At 35.0% G+C, this 22,465-nt stretch carries 22 protein-coding genes and 1 tRNA gene; 15 read left to right on the forward strand and 8 right to left on the reverse strand.

The window, feature by feature from the left end:
• The 3 genes from NZ579_07075 to NZ579_07085 all read left to right on the forward strand — a co-directional run.
• On the forward strand, window positions 1–195 hold a 195-nt coding region (locus tag NZ579_07075; GenBank protein MCS7299699.1), incomplete at its 5' end, for a DNA methylase.
• Complete coding sequence (locus NZ579_07080; protein ID MCS7299700.1) at window positions 185–316, forward strand: hypothetical protein; 132 nt, start codon at window positions 185–187, stop codon at window positions 314–316. The genes NZ579_07075 and NZ579_07080, both read left to right, overlap by 11 nt.
• A gap of 57 nt (window positions 317–373) precedes the next feature.
• A complete protein-coding gene (locus tag NZ579_07085; protein ID MCS7299701.1) occupies window positions 374–1,708 on the forward strand; it encodes a hypothetical protein in 1,335 nt (444 codons plus the stop codon).
• Between the two features lie 140 nt (window positions 1,709–1,848).
• Here NZ579_07085 and metW read toward each other — a convergent pair whose 3' ends face one another.
• On the reverse strand, window positions 1,849–2,454 hold the full coding sequence (metW, locus tag NZ579_07090; protein ID MCS7299702.1) for a methionine biosynthesis protein MetW: 606 nt from the start codon (window positions 2,452–2,454) through the stop codon (window positions 1,849–1,851).
• Window positions 2,454–3,683, reverse strand: coding sequence for a homoserine O-acetyltransferase (locus NZ579_07095; GenBank protein MCS7299703.1), 1,230 nt, complete (start codon window positions 3,681–3,683; stop codon window positions 2,454–2,456). The genes metW and NZ579_07095 overlap by 1 nt, the downstream gene beginning before the upstream one ends.
• A gap of 137 nt (window positions 3,684–3,820) precedes the next feature.
• Here NZ579_07095 and NZ579_07100 point away from each other — a divergent pair, with 137 nt between their 5' ends.
• The 3 genes from NZ579_07100 to NZ579_07110 are packed head-to-tail and all read left to right on the forward strand — an operon-like array spanning window position 3,821 to window position 5,895.
• Window positions 3,821–4,351 carry an RNA polymerase sigma factor gene (locus NZ579_07100; protein ID MCS7299704.1) on the forward strand — a complete coding sequence of 177 codons (531 nt, stop codon included), beginning with the start codon at window positions 3,821–3,823 and terminating at the stop codon, window positions 4,349–4,351.
• On the forward strand, window positions 4,344–5,060 hold the full coding sequence (locus NZ579_07105) for a hypothetical protein (protein MCS7299705.1): 717 nt from the start codon (window positions 4,344–4,346) through the stop codon (window positions 5,058–5,060). The genes NZ579_07100 and NZ579_07105 overlap by 8 nt, the downstream gene beginning before the upstream one ends.
• Complete coding sequence (locus NZ579_07110; protein ID MCS7299706.1) at window positions 5,005–5,895, forward strand: hypothetical protein; 891 nt, start codon at window positions 5,005–5,007, stop codon at window positions 5,893–5,895. The genes NZ579_07105 and NZ579_07110 overlap by 56 nt, the downstream gene beginning before the upstream one ends.
• Here the strand turns inward: NZ579_07110 and NZ579_07115 are convergent.
• Window positions 5,892–7,025, reverse strand: coding sequence for an N-acetyltransferase (locus NZ579_07115; protein ID MCS7299707.1), 1,134 nt, complete (start codon window positions 7,023–7,025; stop codon window positions 5,892–5,894). The two genes, NZ579_07110 and NZ579_07115, sit on opposite strands and share 4 nt — an antisense overlap.
• A 314-nt stretch (window positions 7,026–7,339) precedes the next feature.
• Between NZ579_07115 and fabF the strand changes: the two genes are divergently transcribed.
• Window positions 7,340–8,590: a beta-ketoacyl-ACP synthase II gene (gene fabF, locus NZ579_07120; GenBank protein ID MCS7299708.1), complete on the forward strand. Its 1,251-nt coding sequence runs from the start codon at window positions 7,340–7,342 to the stop codon at window positions 8,588–8,590.
• 255 nt (window positions 8,591–8,845) lie between these two features.
• On the opposite strand, the gene hemW is transcribed toward fabF, so the two are convergent.
• Together hemW and NZ579_07130 are read right to left on the reverse strand one after the other, a co-directional pair.
• Window positions 8,846–10,006 (reverse strand): radical SAM family heme chaperone HemW, encoded by a 1,161-nt coding sequence (gene hemW, locus NZ579_07125; protein ID MCS7299709.1) that lies wholly within the window; start codon window positions 10,004–10,006, stop codon window positions 8,846–8,848.
• A gap of 14 nt (window positions 10,007–10,020) precedes the next feature.
• Entirely contained in the window at window positions 10,021–11,076 is a 1,056-nt protein-coding gene (locus NZ579_07130) for a TRAM domain-containing protein (GenBank protein MCS7299710.1), read from the reverse strand.
• Window positions 11,077–11,186: 110 nt separating this feature from the next.
• Here NZ579_07130 and NZ579_07135 point away from each other — a divergent pair, with 110 nt between their 5' ends.
• From NZ579_07135 to NZ579_07155, 5 genes are all read left to right on the forward strand, one after another.
• Window positions 11,187–14,141: a tetratricopeptide repeat protein gene (locus NZ579_07135; protein MCS7299711.1), complete on the forward strand. Its 2,955-nt coding sequence runs from the start codon at window positions 11,187–11,189 to the stop codon at window positions 14,139–14,141.
• 63 nt (window positions 14,142–14,204) lie between these two features.
• Window positions 14,205–15,359, forward strand: a complete 1,155-nt coding sequence (locus NZ579_07140; protein MCS7299712.1) for a PilZ domain-containing protein — start codon at window positions 14,205–14,207, stop codon at window positions 15,357–15,359.
• Window position 15,360: 1 nt separating this feature from the next.
• Entirely contained in the window at window positions 15,361–15,852 is a 492-nt protein-coding gene (locus NZ579_07145; protein MCS7299713.1) for a hypothetical protein, read from the forward strand.
• Window position 15,853: 1 nt separating this feature from the next.
• A complete protein-coding gene (locus NZ579_07150; protein MCS7299714.1) occupies window positions 15,854–16,483 on the forward strand; it encodes a Crp/Fnr family transcriptional regulator in 630 nt (209 codons plus the stop codon).
• Window positions 16,473–18,545 (forward strand): hypothetical protein, encoded by a 2,073-nt coding sequence (locus NZ579_07155; GenBank protein MCS7299715.1) that lies wholly within the window; start codon window positions 16,473–16,475, stop codon window positions 18,543–18,545. The genes NZ579_07150 and NZ579_07155 overlap by 11 nt, the downstream gene beginning before the upstream one ends.
• A 231-nt stretch (window positions 18,546–18,776) precedes the next feature.
• On the opposite strand, the gene mtnA is transcribed toward NZ579_07155, so the two are convergent.
• From mtnA to NZ579_07170, 3 genes are read right to left on the reverse strand one after another with little or no spacing between them, the layout of a single operon-like run.
• Window positions 18,777–19,790: an S-methyl-5-thioribose-1-phosphate isomerase gene (gene mtnA, locus NZ579_07160; GenBank protein ID MCS7299716.1), complete on the reverse strand. Its 1,014-nt coding sequence runs from the start codon at window positions 19,788–19,790 to the stop codon at window positions 18,777–18,779.
• Entirely contained in the window at window positions 19,787–20,491 is a 705-nt protein-coding gene (locus NZ579_07165) for a hypothetical protein (protein ID MCS7299717.1), read from the reverse strand. The genes mtnA and NZ579_07165 overlap by 4 nt, the downstream gene beginning before the upstream one ends.
• 9 nt (window positions 20,492–20,500) lie before the next feature.
• Entirely contained in the window at window positions 20,501–21,400 is a 900-nt protein-coding gene (locus NZ579_07170) for a branched-chain amino acid ABC transporter permease (GenBank protein ID MCS7299718.1), read from the reverse strand.
• A gap of 319 nt (window positions 21,401–21,719) precedes the next feature.
• On the opposite strand from NZ579_07170, the gene NZ579_07175 reads away from it, so the two are divergent.
• From NZ579_07175 to NZ579_07185, 3 genes are all read left to right on the forward strand, one after another.
• Window positions 21,720–21,793 (forward strand) — tRNA-Val (locus NZ579_07175).
• A gap of 2 nt (window positions 21,794–21,795) precedes the next feature.
• Complete coding sequence (locus tag NZ579_07180; GenBank protein MCS7299719.1) at window positions 21,796–22,140, forward strand: hypothetical protein; 345 nt, start codon at window positions 21,796–21,798, stop codon at window positions 22,138–22,140.
• A gap of 4 nt (window positions 22,141–22,144) precedes the next feature.
• Window positions 22,145–22,465, forward strand: a 321-nt coding sequence (locus NZ579_07185; protein MCS7299720.1) for an RsmD family RNA methyltransferase, incomplete at its 3' end; no start/stop codon positions are given.

Consider the following 22,465-nt stretch of genomic DNA (forward strand, 5'->3'; position numbering starts at 1 on the left):
AAGTATTTTCAGCCTGTTGATATAATATGTGTAATAAGAAGGAATCAAGCTTCCAACACACCTTTTTGGCAAAGTAAAGTCATACAGCACAATTTCTACCTTAGGGGTTTTAAATACCTAATAATCGTTAAAAAGAGCAGGGATTACAAAAATACTGAAGATATAAAAATAAAATGGGGCTTTTATGAAAGATAAAAGGGAGTTCTTTAGAGAAATCATGAATTATATACTTGAAAAGGTCAAGAAACACGGAATTAGTAACATATCTAAATTTCTGGAAAATGAAAGACACCATCAAAAAAAGGAAGAGCAATAGTAGAGGCTGACACATAAAGTTGATAAACGGAGAAAAAATTGTATAGTATAGACTATTATGTTATTAGTCTTGATTGTAATCCTATTCTTTCTTCCAGCCAAAGGCTACGCTCAATACGGTGATACAATAGGTTACCCTCCATCCCCTACCTTCCAACAAGCAACTCCCAAAAGGATACCAAAATATTTTTTCCCAGAACTATCAAACATCTTAACAAACAGGATAAATGTAAATTTTGACAATGTTGATGTAAGGTATGTAATAAACTTCCTCAAACCGCAAATACCTATACCTGTCGTTATATCCCCACAAATTCCTTCAAAGAACATAGGTGTATCACTAAAAGATGTTTCTGTCTATGAGGTTATAAAAACAATACTTAAGTCATCGGATATCTACATTCTTTACGACGGTAGTTCAATAATGTTTCTACCCTACCAAGAGTATGAGAGTACGATAAGGAACAACTTTATATCAACAAAGTCCTACGATATTCGCTTCATAAATCCAAAAGAGATAAAAGAGATAATAAAACCATATCTCACACAGTTTGGCGAAGTTATGATAGATGTTGAGAATAACCTAATGGTTGTCAGAGATGTAATTATGAACTTTGACGAGATAGAGAGATTTTTAAGGGATGTTGGAGTTTCACCAAAACTCGTAATGATAAAAGTAGAGATAATACAGGTTGATAGAGATAACACACTTGACTATGGTTTTGACCTTACCCTTGACAATGTTATAAGGAATATAACTTCACTTTCATTTTCATCCGCACCAGTGAATATATCTGGCACTGGAATATTCGCAGTCAAATTCTCAACAGAAGTTCCAGAAGGAGGAATAGTATCAGGTCTTATAAAAACACTATCAACCTACGGCGATGTAAAGTTATTATCTTCACCCAGAGTAGTTTGTAGAAATGGACAAAAAGCAAAGATATTGATTGGTGATAAAGTTCCGTATGTGAAGAGCATAATCCGAGAGCAAACACAAGTCGGCACTACTACCTCACAGATAGACTTCATTGAAGCAGGTATCAAACTTGAAGTTGAGCCCAGAATAACAATGTCAGATGAGATTTCAGTTGATGTCAAAGTAGGGATCTCATCTTACAGGTTTATTGACTTGGCTACGGGATTAAAAGCACCCCAAATAAACACAACCGAAGGTGAAATAAAAGCAGTTGTCAAAGATGGCATACCACTCGTGATAGGAGGTCTTGAGAAAAATACTGATATACTGAAAAAATCAGGAATACCGTTCCTAATGGATATACCAATTCTAGGTGATATATTCTTCGCAAACATCTCAAAGATAAACGCAAAATCAACTATCATCATCATTCTAACACCCGAGATCGTTGATTACTCCGTCCCTAAAAAATAGCATAAAGTTATGACTCACTACTAAAAAGAAGTATATCAAGAAATTGACAAGTAATCTCCAAAAGATAACAGAGACTTATAGTTCATTGCTTCAATACCTATAAAGGCAGTGTTTCTAAATGTCCATTAAGTTTTCCATAACTACTCATCCTTCCTTGAAACCACCATTATAACCTCATCTGACAGTATGTTAGGAAGTATCTTCATAATAAAGCCTCTCCTACCTATTTTTGTAATAGGTATCAACTTTTCTATTTTTATATTCTTGACTTTACACAGGTTAATGAAGTCTTTGAGTGTAAAAAGGTGTATATTTGGTGTATCAAACCACGAGTAAGGTAGTTCTGATGTAACCGGCATCTGTCCTTTGAGTAGCAAATAGGTTCTCACCTTTATATTTCCGAAGTTTGGAAAACTTATTATGGCTTTCTTGGATATCCTTAAAACCTCTTCAAGCAGTTTTCCGGGAGACTTGAGTTGCTGTATCGTCTTACTCAACACAACATAATCAAACGAGTTATCGTCAATAAACGAAAGTCCCTTGTTTATATCATAGTGTATCACATTCAAACCCTTTGCTAGGCATTGTATAACTTCTTCAGTGTCAATCTCTATACCAAAACCGTGAATGTTCTTTGTTTGCTTTAAATAGAGTAGTAGATCACCTTCACCACATCCTAAGTCCAAAACTCTTGTTCTCGGTTCTATTATGTCCGATATTATCTTTAAATCTCTTCTTATCTCCATTACAGAACACCAACACTACTTTCACTATAGACTGCATCTACGAATGACCTTATAACCCTACTCTCAACCTCAGTATCAACTAGGAACGAATCGTGACCATGTATGGAGTCTATGTTTATGTATGATACATCTTTATTGATTGCCAACAAAGCAGATACCATCTCAAGAGATTCAGATGGTGGAAAGAGCCAATCGGACGAGAAGGATATGAAAAGATATTTAGCCTTAGCATCTAGAAATGCTTTCTTCAAGTCTCCATCTCCATATTTTTGCGGTAAGTCAAAGTAGTCCATCGCTTTGGTTATGTAGAGATATGAATTAGCATCAAACCTTTGAACAAACTTCTCACCTTGATACCCGAGATAACTCTCAACCTCAAATTCAAACTCATCAACATCATAGGTTTTACCGTTTATGAACTTTCTTCCAAACTTCTTATCCATAGACTCACCGCTTAGGTAAGTTATGTGTCCTATCATTCTTGCTATGCTTAAACCTTTGGATGGAAAGGTATTCTTCTTCATATACTCACCGGAAACCCAGTTAGGGTCTGATATTATTGCGTTCCTACCAACGGCGTCAAACGCTATGTTTTGAGCCGAGCAATTTGCCGTAGCGGCAATAACTATCGCACTTTTAACCATATCAGGATACATAAGCGACCACTCAAGAGCCTGCATACCTCCCATTGACCCACCAACCACCGAAACAATCTTTTCTATTCCTAAATATCTCATCAGTTCTCTTTGAACTCTAACCATATCACCTATCGTTATAACAGGAAAGGATAAACCGTAAACCTCACCAGTTTTAGGATTTATAGAAGTAGGACCTGTAGTTCCATAGCAACTTCCCAAGAAGTTAGAACATACAACAAAATACTTTTTGGTATCAATACCTTTGTTAGGCCCTATAACATCCTCCCACCAACCTTCTGTGTTGCCATCCAAAACACCATCCTCAACCTCTCTCATATACCCAGCAGCGTGAGCAGACCCCGAAAGCGCATGACAAACAAGAATAACATTATCCTTCCTGTCATTTAAAACACCATAGGTTTCATAAGCAACATCAATAGGACCAGGTAGCGTCTCCCCAGATTCCAGTTTCAAACCTTCAGGAAATAGTTTGACTATATTCGTCTTTGTTAATCCAACTGTCTCCCCTTCTGTCTTCTCTTCAACATCAACACCCAGACGCGTTTTTCTAAATATCTTGTATCTCTTCATCGGTTGTATAGAAATTTAATATTATTGAATTAAGCGTTTTCAATTTAAAAATAAGACTCTATTAGTCACAATACTGCTATCTGATTCGTTTATAATATGTGTTAAAAGAATATTATCTTCATTTACCATACTTATATATGGAAGATGAAAAAGAAGCAGAATTAATATACAGAGTTATATGTGGAGATGAAAACGCTTTCAACGAACTCTATTCCAAATACAGTAAAATGCTTATAGGTTTCGTTTATAAATACACAAGAGACACTGACATGACGATAGACATAGTCCAGGAGACATTTATAAGGTTTCTTGAAAACATAAAAAACTACTCACCTAGAGGCAGTTTCAAAAGTTTCATTTTCACTACCGCACTCAACATAATAAGGGATAGGAAGCGAAAAGAAAAAAGAGATAGAAAATTGTTAGAAGACATATCCTTTAATACTTCCACGATAGACGACAGTAACGCAGTTAGAGAGGACATCATGAATATCATTGACAATTTACCTGATAGAGACAAAGAAATACTAATCTTTAGGTTAGAAGGTTACAAGATAGAAGAGATTGCCAATATTGAAAAATGTAGCACTAGAACAGTAAAAAGAGTATTAAAGAGAGTCATCAACTATATAAGAGATAAACTTAAAGGAGGGAAATTGTATGAGTAGAAATTATGACTTGCAAGATTACGAAAAATATTTTGAAGATATAAATAACCTAATCTACAAAAACCTAGATAGTAAAACAATTGAATATATATCCTCTCAAGTTGAGAAAAATGTATTCAGTAAGTTTTATCAGATGAAGGAAGATGAATACTTCACAGCACAACAGAACTTAAACAAAAAATCAGGTTTTATATCATACTCACTAGCACTAGTATTCTCTTCTGTTATTGTTATGTTTGGTATAATTACTTTCACCACATTACGAAATATCAACAAGGATATACAGACAACATACAGTATTGACAACAACAAAATTGAGGTATCAAGTATTAATAGAAGTGAAAACATACAACTATCTACAAGTAATGAGACTTTGTTTATCTACCTTCCTGAAACGATAGAAGGAACAATATCAGTCTCACCAAACACTAAAGTGAAGAGTATAGTAGTCTATATAGGTAATACTAAATATGTCTTCCAAGCCAGTAAGTTCAACATAAATGTGAGTGATAAAAAACTTCTTATTGATGGTAAAGAAGTTCAACCCGTTAAAGAAGATAAATACAAAAACATTATATTCCTCAAAGATGGCAGCCAGTTTGAAGGCAACTTGATAGAAATTAAGGATGAGTTTATAATCTTTGATACCAAAGATGGAAGAAAAAAGTTCCAAAAGAAAGATATTGATAGGATTAAGTATTCTGATTAGTGTTCTATTGCTCAATCAAATCTGTCTAGGAGATGTTATAATACTTAAAAGTGGAGAAGTTATAAAAGGCAAGGTTGTCTCAAAACAGGGGAATACGATAACTTTCAAAACCGACGATGGTAGAGTCTTGACCTTGAAGGATGAACAGATAGCAGCAATGGAATTTATCTCCGATAAGGTTGTTGAAGTTCAGATCAACGGACAGAAAATCAAAGGAGTAGAAGTTGGTAGAACGAAAGATAGTGTGATAGTCAAAACTGCCTTTGGTGAGAAAATCCTTAAAGCATATGATGTAAGAGAATTAAAGGATAGTAGTTATAAATCTGAAAATATTATCTACTCAACAAACTATCACAATATAACAAACGAAACAACTAACTTCATAACCAACTATGTATTCTTAACGAACTATATCTTTATAACGAACTATGTTGAAAACTTTCTTACAAATCTGGAGGGAACAACTCAACAATTACCCAAAAACAACTTAAGATTAAGTGTGAATCTCAACATCAGTTATGCTTTTGAAAATTTATATATAGGCTATAAGGCAGGTATTGGATTTAGGTTATTTGAAAACGGCCACCTACATTTCAATCTTGGTAAGTTGTGGGATGGTTTTGTCGCAGAATATCGCTTCGGATATGAACTATTTGAATGGTTCAGCATCACTGTAGGTATTGGTGGCTTTTTCTCATCTAGCAGTAGTTATGTATTAACGGCAGGAAGTAGTCTCGCACTAAAAAGCAGCATACTTGAACTATCAATACCTCTTGAAATACATTTTATCAGTTCTAATTTCATTCCCAGTCTCGGTGTGAGTATAAAATTCTAAATCTCTTTGTAATAAACCCTGTATATCTTGTGTATTCTACCACCCATCTTCTCTATACCTTCGTTGATCATCCTGTTATCCTCAAGCGTCCAAGATAACTCTCCATACTTATAACCTCTCTTGTTAGCATTTCTATATGTCATCATGTAAAGAACAAGATCCAGACCTAATCCCCTATACTTCTTCTTGACCCCAGCCAGAAGCAACCTAGCAGTATTGAATTTATTTCTAGGCTTGATATATAACCTATAGGCGAGTGATAGTAGTTGCTTAATGTAAAGGATACCTATATTCGGAGTCTTATATTTTATTAAAACCTCATTCAGGTTATGAACTGCAACTGAAAACGCTACAGACTCACCATCTTCAGTATCTATTATGATAACCATATCAGGATACGCTATTGAGGATAAAAACTCCGAGATTTCCTTCTTTTCTTCTTCGGTAAGTGGAATGAAGAAAAAGTTTTCAGACCAGCTGTCGTGGTATATATCAATTATCTTATCAACCTCCTCCTTCAGGTTCTTCATATCAATATATCTAACTTTGAACTTACCGCGCTTCAGGACTCTCTCCATAAGGTTTGAAAGCCTTTCATCAACAGGCAACGTTGGGTCGTAATACCAAGCATACAGATCTTTCGCTTTTTTAAACCCGTAGTTCTCAATAAGTGTCTTGTAGTATTCTGGGTTATGCGGCATCATAATAAACGGAGGTGAGTCAAACCCTTCAACAAGTAGCCCCCATTCATCGTTGGTTGAGTAGTTTGCAGGTCCATAGATTGTATTCATCCCCCTACTCTTGAGCCAAGATACAACAGTATCAAACAACTTATTCGCAACCTCCTGATCATTCACACTATCAAAGAAACCAAAAAATCCATCGGTTTTGTTGTATCGTGAGTTATGTATGTTGTTAACAATACCTGCTATTCTACCAACAGGCTTACCATCCTTGTATGCTATGAAAAACTCGGCTTCGTTGTGTTTCAGGAATGACGATCTTTTTTTGTCTAACTTTTTCTTGATATCCATAATAAGAGGGGGAACCCAGTTAGGGTCATTACCCTGCACATAAAATGGTATTTTTATAAAATCCTTGACACTATTGCACACCTTAACCTCAATCATAACCACCCCCAAACCAAAAACTCCTTACTACCAAGAAATATGAAGGATATACATCACAAATTTCACTAGAAAACCGCCAAGGTTTAGGAGGAATTTTCACTTATCACCTAAAAACTACCTAAATTCTAGATTAACGAATTCCAATCTCTAAAAGTTAGTAGCCAGAACAATAACTTTTTGCTTACTCACTTATGAAGAAACTTCACTCCAGTTGTGAATTTTAGGCTTTATTAACTGACTTATATTGATTTTCTTATCAAAGAATTTTTAGAATAGGAAAACAACACTTATAAATTTACGATAAGGAGGTAGGAATGAGAAGAAGAATTGTAGTTACTGGTCTAGGAGTTATAACCAGCTTAGGGCTTGATGTTGATGAATACTTCAATAACCTTGTTAACGGAAAATCAGGCATATCTAGACTGGAAGTAGAAGATCTGGACCAAGACTCACCATCCAAGATAGGAGGACAAGTTAAAAACTTTGACCCAGAGGCAGTGATTGATAAAAAAGTTGTTAGAAGAACTGATAGATACACACACTTTGGTATTTACGCCTCACAAAAGGCTATTGAAGATTCAGGACTTCTTAACTATTCTGGACTTGACAAGGAACGGGTAGGTGTGATAATAGGTTCAGGTATAGGTGGTGGATTACAATTCTACAATAACTCTATAAAGTTCTTTCAGGAAGGTAGAAGAAAAGTAAATCCTAATTTTATCTCAATGTCAATAGCCGATACTGCATCAGGATATGTTTCAATACAGTATGGTTTTAGAGGACCTAACTACACTGCCGTCTCGGCATGTGCTTCTGCAAATCACTCAATAATAGCATCAATAATGCATATACTACTTGGTGATGCAGATGTTATGATAACAGGAGGTTCAGAAGCGGCTTTAAATGGCTTATGTATAGCAGGTTTTACACAGATAGATGCTCTATCCTCAAGAAACGATGAACCTGAAAAGGCATCAAGACCTTTTGATAAAAATAGGGATGGCTTTGTTATCTCCGAAGGTGCTGGGATACTAGTCTTAGAGTCGCTTGACCATGCCATGAAAAGAGGTGCTAAAATATACGCAGAGATTACTGGATACGGGGTAAGTGGAGATGCTTACCATCATGTAGCACCTTGCACTGACGGATCAGGTGCGGCAATAGCAATGAGAAATGCTCTAAAGTCAGCAGGAATCTCTCCTACCGATGTTCAACTGATAAACTCTCACGGAACCTCAACTCCGCTAGGTGATAAAGCAGAAGTTGAAGCAATAAAGACCGTATTCGGCGAACACGCATACAAGTTGAAAGTTAATTCTACCAAATCAATGATAGGACACACTCTCGGAGCGGCAGGCGGTGTTGAAGCAGTCGCAGTTGTGAAGATGCTTGAAACTGGTAAAATCCATCCAACTATAAACCAAGAAGAGAGAGACCCCGAATGCGACCTTGACTTTGTGCCAAATAAAGCAATAGAACTTGATGTGGAATATGCTATTTCAAACTCCTTTGGTTTCGGAGGACATAACGCTTCAGTAGTATTCAAAAAATGGAGAGGTAATTAAAACACCAAAAACTTGACAACATATTCATTACGAAAACACTCCAGAAAATACTCTAGCAACTCTATAGATATAAAAACAACTAGAACTCAAAGGTTAATGTAAGGAACTTGAACTTCATTCTCAAGAATACCCCTAGATTACCTTCATAAATGCACAAATTTGCGTATTAACTCAATCAAACTCTAAGTAATCATATAACAAGTTTCAACAACAATACAACGAAAATATGATATAAAACCTTCACAAAATATTTAATCAGACTACACTAATAAGACTGGAGACTATATAATCAGAGAATAGCCATCCTTTGATAGTAGGTATCACCCTCCCATCTCTTACTTCCAAAAACTCTCCTTCAAACTTCTTGATTTCTTTAAGAAATTTGTTGAATGAAAAAGCATCAAGATGTTTTCTAGTTTCATCTAATTTAATCCCATCTCTCGTTCTGAAACCCAACATTACAATCTCCTCAAACGATTTATGGTTATCTATGTTCTCTCCAAAAATCGTTGGTAATTCTCCCATCTCAAGTTTATCCTTGTAAAGCCTAAACCTAAACTCATTCTGATACCTTCTATTTTCTATAAAACCCCAAGCACCCAGTCCTAGACCTATATACTCATTCCTGTTCCAGTATAATAGATTATGCTTTGATTCGTATCCTATTTTGGAGTAGTTTGATATTTCATAATGTTCAAACCCACTTGAAGTAAGAAAGCTATGAATTTCAATAAATTCTTTATCAACATCTTCTTTAGTAGTTATTATGTTTCTACTAACCATCAGATGTAGTGGCGTGTATTCCTCTACTGTAAGGCTATATGCCGATATATGCTTAATATCAAACCTCACAAGTTCTTCCAATGTCCGTATTACTTGACTAGATTGCGAATTCGGGATACCAAATATTACATCACAGTTTATGTTCTCAATTCCGCTATCCTGTAAAGTCTTTATCGCTCTTTCATTCATTTCCCTTGAATTCCTGCGAGACAACATCTTAAGACATTCATCATCCATACTCTGTATCCCTAAACTGACCCTACTTATCCCATAATCCACAAGGAATTTTGAAAACTCATAACTAACATCCTCAGGATTTACCTCAATTGTAGTCTCAACTAACTGTGAAGGAGATACAAACCTATACACATTCTCAAGTATATCCTTCAAAAATTCAGTTCCTATAAAAGAAGGAGTTCCCCCTCCTAGGTATAGTGTTTTAATATCCTTTATATTTCTAACATTCTGGATATGATTAAAACGAAGACTGATCTCTGTATTTAGGCAGTTAGTATAAGTTTCAAACAGGTTAGGCACCACTTTGTTGTTAGTGTCAATTACTGTAAAATCGCAATATATACACCTTCTTCTACAGAACGGAATGTGAATATAAACTCCTATGTAATCTGACATCTAAAACTATCTTTTTACTTCTTGATAGGCTTTTGGTATGTTTTTTGTTGAGTATGTTGAACTTGTTGTAAGGCTTCGTCAAGTTGAGTGAATATAATCCTACCCGAAGATGTTTGTAATACACTCGTGACCTTTACTTCTACTTCCTTGCCGATGAATTCCTTACCATTTTCTAGCACAACCATAGTTCCATCAGGTAAATATCCAACACCCTGTGATCTTTCTTTCCCTTCTTTTATGACCTGAACAGTTAGTTTCTCTCCAGGTAAGTATATCTGTCTTAACGCTACCGTGAGGTCGTTTATGTTAAGGATCTTTATACCTTCTATTTTCGCTACTTTGTTAAGATTATAATCATTTGTTACTATAGCACCATTTATATCCTTTGCCAATCTCAGTAACTTCTCATCAGTCTTATGTATATTCTCATAGTCTCTTGTTATAATTTTAAGGTTTATGTGAGGTATTTCCTTGAGTTCATTTAGAACATCAAGACTGCGTCTGGCTCTATTTCTCTTGACATTCTCTTGCGAGTCTGCTAACATCTGTATCTCATTTAGGACAAATTTAGGAACATATATCACTCCATCAAGAAATCCCGTTTTCGCTATTTCCGCTATCCTTCCATCTATCACTGCAGAGGTATCAAGGATCTTGTATTTAAAAGGTGAGACTTCTTGATCCTGATTGGAAATCTCTCTTTCTAGGGATGGAGCATAAAATGGTTTTAACCCTTTTACGAATATAGGAGTAAAGAAACCTAGGTATGCAAACGAAATCTGAATAAACGGTTTTGCTTGTGAATTGTACCCTATACTTGAGAATATATCCTTAAACGCTAAATCAATCAACGTCCCAAAATAAAACCCCGCTATGCCCCCTAGAAAGGAGTATATTATGTCAAACTTAATATTCGTAACCGCTCTCTCAATAAAAAATGTTATCACACCAAAAGCAATACCAATAACCAAATAAGGCACTACATTATTCAGTATCAGACCATAAACTACTCCTATCAATGACAGCAAAAATATAGGAACGAATAACCTAACAACTTGTTTTGGCTTCATAATAACCCCCTAACAGTCTTAACGACTAATTTTTAATGATTAACCTATTTATTTAACATTTCAGAAAATTTAAACATTACCTATACTTATAATATAATAGTATTTAGGTTATGAATATTGACAAGCTGTTCTCCTACTTGGGGAAAGAGGATAGCATAACACCTGATAGACTCTTATCTGTTATAGAAGAAGCTAAGACTTCTGCTGAAGAGGAGACAATATTAGAAACAAACCTCCAGGGATCGGAACTATCTACTGAAAAGGCTGAGGGATTAGAAATAGAAGAAAGTATAACATCAGAATTAGACTACGAGCAATCCAAACCAGAAATTGAAACCAGATACGAAGATACAGGTGTTATATCCGAAGAATTTACCCAAGAGAAAGACGAAATAGAAGAGATGTTATCATTATTTGACAAGCCATTACCAACTTACGAAGAGATAAAAAATCTAACAATTCCTGATTTCATAAGAGAAGCACAACAACAAAATATAGCCCAAACCAAAGAGGAAGCAGTAGTTCCTGATGTCCCTAAACCAGTAGAAGTTCAGCAAACCTTCGTTGAACCATCAAAAGTTCAAGAAACCATAGATACAGTAGAAGTCTCTGACTTGCTAAAAGACTTCAGAATAGGTGAGATAGAAGAGAAACAACAAGAACTCTCAACAGAGGATCTTGAGAGTATACTAGGTGTTTCTGAAGCAACAACTTCTAAAGAAGAAATTACTATTCCAGAAACTTCATTCCCTTTAGAGAAGGGGGGAAAAGAAGATTTTGGGTTTGAATTTCCGCTGGAAGGACAAACAGAAGAGAAAGGTTTTGAGTTTCCACAAGAAGGTGGAATAGAAGAAATTTTTAGCGTAGCAGGAGAGAAAGGTTTTGAGTTTCCCTCAGAGAGTGAAGAAAGAATCGTATTTGGAGAGGAACCTTTATCAGAACAGGTTGAAAGCATAGTTAAAGGTATTGAAAGTGCTGAAGAAGTATCATTTGAACAGCCACTGGAAGAGTTCTTTGAAGGATCAACTCAAACTGTGGAACCTGAACCTTTTGATAAAGTCACCCAAGTATCCCCAGAGGAGCGGATATATTCTGAAGAGTTTCAAGAAAAACCAACCAGATATCAAAAACCATCCCAACCCAAACAACCAGAATACATTCAAGAAGCACCACCAACTGAAACAAAGATAGAAAGCATCTCGGACGCCGATGCATTCAAAGCAATCTCTCTACTTAAGAAATATCCAAGTGATATAAGAAGGGCAGTAAAGGAATTGATAGAAAATGGAATTATATCAGAAAAACAGGTAAATGAATTATTGTCCTTTATTTTGGATAGTCCATCTAATGATGAGCTGAGAAATTACCTTAAACAGATAGCACCATTCTATAGGTTTGAGCCAGTTGCCGCCGGGAGAAGAGTTATAATGGCGGCTAAGAAAAGCAAAACTGAAGAAGCACTAGAAAAAGTCCTCAAAAGGTCAGTAATAGTCTTTGTTGCAGCAGGTGTGTTAGCAGTCGTAGGTTTCATAGTATTCACAACAGTATCTAGAAACATATATTCGGAAAACCTATACAACAGGGGACTTAACCTTATAGACGGTGGCTATTACGATGAGGCAGAAAGATTATTTAACAGAGCGGAAGAAATAGGTGGTAGGAAAATAGAATGGTATAATACCTACGCACTTAGGTATCTCTACAACAATGTTCCAGAAAGAGCGGTGGAGAAACTAGAGAAAGCACTGAAGATATGGCCTTATGACTACAGGACAAGTCTAAACTATGTTGAAGCACTCACCAGATTACCAACACCAGATTTCAACAAAGCATTGAAATATTCTGAGGAGTTTAGAAGAGTAGAGGATAATAGTTTTAGAAGTATAGATCTCAATGCTCAAGTTTACATCAAGATGGGAGACTACTACAAGTCAAAGTCATACTACAAAGATGCAGAGATACTGTATATGAAATATCTCAAAGCAAAAGACAATAAACACATATCATCACTATTCAGGTTAATATCAATATACATAAGGCTTGATGATAAAAATAAAGTTGATGAAATATACGACTACATAAAGAAACTAGACGAAAAAGCGGTTTCAGAACAGGTCGGAATAGAACTATCAAGATACTACATTGACAAAAATGACCTTGCAAGAGCAAAGAATGTTTTGTTTGAATTATCAACCATAAACTCCAAAGACCCAGACTTCTATTATGAGTTCGCCAGATACTTATTCAAAAACGAAAATTACAGAGAGTCTCTGAAAAACTTAAAGATATCAACAACTTTAAACCCAAAACACGCAAAATCATATGTCTTAATAGGTAATATTGAGTATCTCTTAAGAAACAAAGCTTCTGCAATAGAGAACTACAAGAAAGCAATAGAGATAGACCCACTTCAGAAAGAGGCATACTTCAAGTTAGGAGATATATTCTACCAAGACAACGACCTACCAACAGCACTTGGATACTACCTTGAAGGACTAAAGATAGGTGAACCAGAGAGTGTAGAATACTTATCATCAATAAACTATAACATAGCCAAGATATACTACAACAACGGAATGCTTACAGAGGCACTGAAGTATCTATCTTACTCATACATAAGAAACCCACAGAACCCGCTACTATCTCAATTCATAGGTAACATATACCTAGAACTTGGCAAACCTGACCTAGCACTAGTTCAATACAACAAGTCAATAGAAGGATACCTTAAGATACTAGAAAAAATACCCTCGCTAAACCCTAAACTTGAAAGACATAAAGAAATAGCATCATTCTTGATAAGAACCTATAATAATCAAGGTGTCGCTTATATACAGTTAAGAGGTGATGACAACATAAGAAATGCTATGTTGAGTTGGTGGGAAGCAAAAAACTACGCGGAAAAGATAAATTCAGTTTACCCAAATGCTGAATACAATCTTAAACTGGTTCTACATCCCACAATGACAAAACTCCGAAACTTCTCGTTTGACAAAGAAATACCAAATTCCATACCAGACTATATTAAGGATGAGAATGATAAAGTAATGAACAACTCAAAATAGCATAAGACAGTTAGAACCTTCAGTTTTGTTGAAAAAAATGTAATGTAGTTTTATATTTTTGTTATGTATAGCACTGAAACTCAATCTAATATACTTAAGTTCTTCATCTCCTCCGAGAACGAGATCCTAGTGATACTAGATGACCTCAAAATAAAAGCAAAAATATTAAAAGTTGATGATGTATATTTCTACCTCAAGATGTCAATAGACATAGAACTGCAGAAACTACCTTATGGTATAAATTGTCTTCTACCATATGGTAAGGATTTATTTTTTTTCAACTCCGAAATAGTAAAGTTTGAAAATGGTGAAGCGTGTTGCGTCCTACCAGCAAACATAATCAAAAAGCACTACAGAGAGTATGAGAGGTATAATGTTGAAGGAATACTTTTTGCGAGCCTAAACATAATAAAGGAGATAGATGATAAAGAATTCATAAATCGGTTTCCTAAATCCGTTAGAAGCATTTTCAAAGAAGGGCTACAGAATATAAGTTATGAACAAGTCGTTAATGAAATAGTTACCAACCTTAACAACGAGTTTGGAGAAGTTCTATTCATAGACGAATTTTCACAGTTACCTTGGCTTAAGTATTGTAGAAACGACAAAATAGGCCTGGTAGCACAAAGCACTGACCCCAAAGACCTTTTAGAACCTATAGAAGTTTATCGCTTTGCAACTTACGGTCACTTTCTGGAACCAAACAAGAGAAATTTGTTTGACAACGAAGTTAAGATGTTTATCAACTACCACACATCAAAGGGCTTTAAATCCTACGTATATGTACCAATATTCGTAGTTGATACACTACTCGGATACCTTATGATATGCGATCACAAACCTATAAACCTAAAGGACTATAAGGATATCTTAAAACTTATGAAAGTTTTAGGGATGGTTGACCTTATAGAACAGTTTTTTTGCTACAACAGGTTCTTCGTCATTAATGAGCACAGAGATTACCCTATTCCAGTGATTGATATAAGTTTTGGTGGTATCAAGATAAAGATAGATAAACATATATCATACTTTGTAAACATTGGAGATATGATAAAGGTATATTTCAGAATAGGACCAAAGTTCTTTGAAGTACTTGGTGAGGTAATTAGAGTGTCTTATGAGAATAACAGTTTCGTTTCTGCTATAAAATTTATGAACATGGACAAGGATAGTTTTTCATACATAAGGAAATGGTTCAGTAGTTTCAAAAGGTGGTAGGATGAACAACAGTGTAGTTAAATGGATACTTGTTATTGTAGTGATAGGGATATGGTTTAATATGATCAGAGTTTCAGTTCCTGCCATACTAGAATACTTCAATACAACTTATTACTCAACACAAGAGAATGAAGAAAACAACCTTGAGAGTCTGCAACAGAGAGATACCAAGTATAGGGATGTAATATCACTCAGAAACCCATTCTCAAGGCTTGGTGGTGAAGAAGATAAAAAGGTTAAAAATATTAAACAGACAACATCTTACATAAAACAAGAAAAAAGTGTTTTCTCTCAATTCAACCTCAAAGGTGTGCTAGTCATAGACAACGAGAAGATCGCAATACTTGAAGGAAGGGAAGAGGTAGGTATAACAGGTGTATTCTACGCTAAAGTTGGAGATGTTGTGATGGGCGAAAAAATTGTTGAGATAGGAGAAAATTATGCTATAATATTTAAGGAAGGTGAAAAGGTAATGATATACGAGGTGAGATAGTATGGAAAAAACAGACTCGTTTGAGGTCAGGTTCAAAGAAGGAGATATAATATTCTGCGAGTTTGAACCGGGAGAGGAAATGTATGTCATAAAGGAAGGTAAAGTTAGGATAACCAAAATACAGAATAACAAAGAGAAAACTATTGACATAATAGGACCCGGTGAGATATTCGGTGAGATGGCTCTGATTGATAACGACAAAAGAACTGCAACCATAATAGCAGAAACCGATGTTGTTCTGATTAGAGTTGATAGGAACAATTTTGAAACACTAGCCAAAAACAATCCACCATGGGCTCTTAAACTACTAAAAAACTTCTCAAGGAGGATATACGATGCTAAAAGAAAGCTAAGGATCCTAAGCATAAAAGATTACGATACTAGAGTCCTTGAAACACTCATAATGCTTTCAGAAGGTATCGCTAAAGAAAACGAAAAGATTGTTAGTCTGAATGCAAATGTTGAAGATATAGCGCATTGGACAGGCATATCACCCAAGGAAGCCGAAGAAATACTCAATAGGTATGTAAAAATGGGAAAGATTTCTATTGACAAAGAAGGTATAAAGATAAATAACATAAACGACCTAAAGAGACTCTCACAGAATAAACAAAAACTCTATGAGACATAATCATCTCTCCGACCTTGAGTATGACAAAATCCTAGAGATAATCTCATCCTTCTGCTTTACCGAAGAAGGTAAGAACAGAGTCATCTCAACTCAACCTCTATCTTACGGAAGAAAATACACAGAAGCATTGACTCTAATATCTCACAAACAATCACTTATAATAAAAATCAAGAATATACACAAGGGTATTGTAATTCCTGTCATAAATAACGAGTTAGTAAAGATATGGAGAACATCATCAAAACAAGGTGTAATAATTCAACCAAAACAACTCTATGAGATATACGAGTTTCTAAAAACATTCAAAGAACTAATAGTTTTTATAACGAACCTTGACAACGAATACCTGATATTGAAGGAACTTATAACTATTGATGTAAACGACTTCTATGAAAAATTTGAGGATCTTGAGAGAAAAGTAAAAAAATCAATAGACCAAAATGGAAACATATTCAGAACTGCTAGCGATAGATTGGATAAGATAATATCAGAAAAAGAGAGAATAGAAACCAGTGCCATTAGAATACTGAATGATTTCATAAACAAACCCGAGAATGAGGAGTTTCTTCAGGATAGGTTTGTTACTATCAGAAACAATAGGTTTGTTATACCCATAAAGATAGATTACATAAACGCCATTGATGGTTTCGTTCAGGATATATCATCAACAGGACATACTGCATTCGTAGAACCAAAATTCATACAACCTTACGCAATAAGATACCTTGAACTAGTGGATGAAGAACGAAGAGAGGTTGATAGGATACTTCAGGAGATTACATCAAAACTAGGCAATCTATCAGGTCTAATTGACGATATTATCAACATAATTTCGGAGTTTGATGAACTACAAGCGGTTGCCAGATTTTCAATAATTACCAATTCAGAGAAAGTAATACTCTCATCAAAGCAAATAGTTAAACTCATAAATGCTAGACATCCTCTTCTAAAAAACCCTGTTCCTATAAGCGTTGAGATAGGCGAGAATGAGTTTGGAGGTATTATAATATCTGGTCCTAATACTTCTGGTAAAACAGTTTCAATAAAAACAATTGGACTTCTGACTGCGATGGCATTATCTGGCTTCCCCATACCAGCAGATCCTAACTCTGTTATTGGATACTTTGACAATATACTTGCGGATATTGGAGATCCACAGAGTATTGAGAAGAACCTATCCACTTTTTCAGCACACATAATCAAACTCAAAGATATAATTGAAATAGCAGACGCTAAATCACTCGTGATACTTGATGAGATAGGAACCGGAACAGACCCAAGAGAAGGAGAAGCACTAGCAGTAGCAGTTTTAAAATACTTAGCCAAGAAGAAATCAAAAATAGCAGTTGCTACTCACTACTCACTAGTCAAAAAACTACCAATGTCAAACTCATATTTCAGAAACGCCTATATGGATTTTGACAACGAAACTTTGAAACCTCTATACAAACTTGTTATAGGAATGCCAGGGAGTAGTAATGCAATACTCATAGCACACAAACTTGGTCTCAACGATGAGATTACAAGTGATGCTCTCAAGGTAATGACAGAAGGAGTTGATATACACGAAAAATTCATAATTGAGATACAAAACGAAAAAAGAGAGATAGAGAAGATAAAAGAAGAACTAAAAGAAAAGATAGAAGAGATTGAGAAAATTAAGAAAGACTACAAGCAGAAGATGAAAGAACTGGAACAAAAACTTGAGAAGGTCAGAAGAAGAGAATTTGATGGGATTTTGTCAGATATTTATGAACTCAAATCAAAGATAACAAAGATAAGACAACGGCTTGTGAGTGAAAGTATATCACAAAAAGAATTAGAGGAAATAAACAAAGAACTTCTAAATACCACATCGGAAATAGACTTAAAACCAGCATTAGAAGATTTTGTCAGAGTTGAGAATCCCAAAGTTGGAGAGAAGGTCTTTTCAAACAGGTTCGGTCAAACAGGTGTAATATCAAAGATACTAGGTGACGGCAAGGTTGAGATACTAGCAGGTAAGATGAGACTCATTACAACAACCGAAGATCTCTTCCTCGTAAATAGTGATAATGTTTAGAGAAATTAAAATTCTTTAAACCCGACCAAAAAACAACTCTCAAAATAGGTTAAGACTAAACTCAAAGTTATCATCTATCCATCATCCTCAAAACCTAGAAACCTACCAAACAAATTACAAACAAGCAATAAGTTAAAAAATTATAGAGATAAATTCACTAACATCTTGTCTAATCCACCTCTAACATTGAATATACAACGACACTACCTAGTAGTTGTAGAGAACCTAAACCTAAAATTGATTAACAGCAATTTTTGAAATCTCATTTGGTTTGAAGATACCTTTATCTGTTATTATTCCTGTTATGAGTTCCGAAGGAGTAATATCAAACGCAGGATTCCAAACCTCTGCTTCCATAGGCGCTGTTTGCTGTTGTCTAAAAAATTTAACCTCTTCCACCTTTCTCTCCTCAATAGGTATCTGCGATCCATCTTCAAGTTCAAGGTCTATCGTAGTGTATGGTGCTACAACATAGAACGGTATCTTAAAGTGATTACATATCACTGCTAGATTATATGTCCCAATTTTGTTAGCAGTATCGCCATTCCTAACAATCCTGTCAGCACCAACCAATGCAACATCCACCTTTTCTCTTGAGAAAAGAAAGGCTATCATATTGTCTGTAATCAAAGTAGAAGGAACATTATTTTCCATAAGCTCATACATCGTAAGACGAGCACCTTGTAGAAGCGGTCTTGTCTCAAGAACGTATACTCTACCTATCTTCCCAAGCCTATATCCTTCATACACTACTCCCAAAGCAGTCCCAATACCACCAGTAGCAAGCATACCTGTATTACATATCGTTATAACATTCGCATTTTCAGATAGAACTTTAACTCCATTCCTAGCAATTCTATTACACAACTCTCTATCTTCCTCGTGAATATTCTTTGCTTCTTCTTCAACGATTTTTATTAGCTCGCCTATTGTTTTGAAACCCGAATTCTTTATCTTTTTTTCAATCCTGTCAAGAATTGCGAAGATATTATATGCTGTTGGTCTTGCGTTTCTTAGCGATGAGAATATATAATCAATTTTACTAGCATTTTTATATTGATATAAACCAACACAAACACCATAAGCTGCTGATATAGATATCAGTGGTGCTCCACGAACAACCATCTCCTTTATAGCATAAACAACATCTTCAAGTGTCCTACACTCAAAGTATCTCTCCTCCACAGGCAAAAACCTTTGGTCAATGAGTTTTAAAACACCTTTGTCATATTCAATAACCTTCATTTTCTTCCTCTAAACAGCAAAACAATTTTCTCTTTGACAAACCATAAGATAATCACAACAGACTGCAAAAGTTTCAAAACCGTTCTAAAAACTTCAAAAAGACTTGAAAAACCTGCTATTATCTTGACACCTCTGTTTGAAAAGATTATGGAAGATTTATTAAGAAGTTTTTTGTCTTTGTTGAGTAATTTAACAAACCTAACTATATTGCTTCCAACTATCGTAATATCAGGCTCCATTTTTCTAATTGTTTCAATCTTCTGGTTTTTCATTCGGTTCGAAAAGACATTGTAGATACCTATTATGTTCAAGTCAGAATCACGGATAGAAGATGTTATATGTTTCTTGAACCTTGATGCTATCTTTTCGTTCTTCTCAATAACTAATATTCTGTAGTTGTAATCAGAGATACTCCTCAAACTCTTGAAAAGCGTTGAAGACTCTCTAACAGGCTGTATAGTATTTGAGTCAATTAGGTTTGATATTATGAAACTAACAAACTTTGATGAAGGAATTATTATCCCATCCTGTGGTAAGGATTTAAAGAACTCCTTATCTGTTAAGAGATGATACATTAGGTTCATATCCAAAAATATGATAGAGAATCGCTGTTTGTCAAGAAGTTTTCTAAATATTAACTCTGATATTTCTTCTTCCTTAAGGTATTTGATATTGAGAGTTTGAAGGATCTTAGTATTCATAATCTTACCTCAAATTTTGTCAATAGACCTTTCACCTAAAATTCCTTCCGGCTTTAGAAGGAGTGTGAGGATGAGAAGAGAATACACAATCACATCCTTGTATGTAGATGAGATATAACTTTCTGCGAAGATTTCAAATATACCTATCAGGAAACCTCCTAAGACTGCACCAGGAATACTACCTATTCCCCCAACAACTGCTGCAGTAAAAGCCTTTATGCCCGGTATAAAGCCCATATCATACCTTATCATTGAATAGTACGCCCCATAAAAGAACCCGCCAACAGCACCCAGAAAAGCACCAATAAAGAATACTAGTGATATGATCATATTCACATTTATACCCATAAGGCTTGCGGTATTCCTGTCTTGAGAAGTTGCTCTTATTGCTATACCAAACTTACTCTTTGACAGGAACAATGCTAGGATCACCATTAGTGTTATCGTTATAAGAGTTATTATCATACCTTTGTATTCAAAGCCTAGAAAATTACCTGAAGGTAGCAAATCAGATATTATATTGTAAGATATAGCATAGTTACTCACAAATATGAATACAATATTCTGAAGAATTATTGATACACTTATTGCGCTAATGAGAGGTGTCAATCTAGGAGAACTTCTAAGTGGTCGGTATGCTACAAGTTCAACTATAACTCCTATAATTCCAACTATCATAGATGCAACTATAACTGCAAGAGGTATCACTATCCCAAAATAAGCCGTGAGAGTAGAAACAATAATAAAAATACCAAGCGATATGTATGCTCCTAGCATAAAAATCTCACTGTGTGCAAAGTTTATCATAAAGAGTATCCCATAAACCATTGTGTATCCTAATGCTATCAGTGCATATATGCTACCAAGTGTTATGCCATTGAAAAGTTGAGATACAAAAAACTCAAACATTTACATCTATTATCAAGGTTTATATGCATAATTTTCTATTTCTACCGTATTCAATAAATTCCAACTTCCACTATGTGAATAATCAAGATCATAAACTTTTATAAAATCCTACCTTCGGCTTCTATACAACCATTGTCAGTCCTAAAACCTAAATAAATACTAGACCCTTATTGACATTTTGTAGGAGAAATCACTAATCCTAGTAGGAACTACAGCAAGAAGTAGCTACAAAACTACGAAATTTTTGACTCTACCACTATTCCAGTTTTGAGATTGAATTGAAGATTGTATGTATTTTAAAATTGTCGTATTAATTGAAGGGCGATTAGCTCAGTTGGTTAGAGCGCTGCTTTCACACAGCAGAGGTCGGAGGTTCAAATCCTCCATCGCCCACGATGAGCGAGATAGAAAAAACTATTCAGAAAATACTTGAGGTAGATGATAGCCTATCAAAAAAAGTTGAAGAAGCAAAACTGGAAGCAAAAAAGATCCTAGAGTCTGCCAGACTAGAAATTGAAAACTACAGAGAGCAGAAAGATAAAGAACTACAAGAACTTAAAACTTCGCTTGAAACTAAGTTCAACGAAGAAATAAGCAACCACAAAAACAATGTTCTATCAAGGCTTGAAGTAGATAAATCAGCACTACTAGAGATACTCAAATCACGAAGAGAAGAAGTAGTAGATAAAGTAGCAAATGAGATAGTTAAAGAAATTGTAGGTTCAATACTTTCAAAGTAAAGAAATGTTAAGAATATCAGGTGGTTACCTCAAAGGCAGATATATAGTTGTCAAAAGCAACTCTCTTAAACCTACCTCTGAAACTGTTCGTCAGGCATTGTTCAATTCAATTGATGTAGTTTCATCATCGTTTTTAGATATGTTCTGCGGATCTGGAATAGTCGGTATTGAAGCAATAAGTAGGGGAGCAAGTTATGTATGCTTCGTTGAAAAATCTAACAATCTCACCAGACAATTAACTAAAAATCTATCATCACTAGGAATTAATAATTCAAGTTATTCACTAATAACTAACACTTGGAGTAGTGCAATCAAATTACTTGAA

This window comes from Spirochaetota bacterium (assembly GCA_025061835.1).
Classification (GTDB): domain Bacteria; phylum Spirochaetota; class Brevinematia; order DTOW01; family DTOW01; genus SKYB106.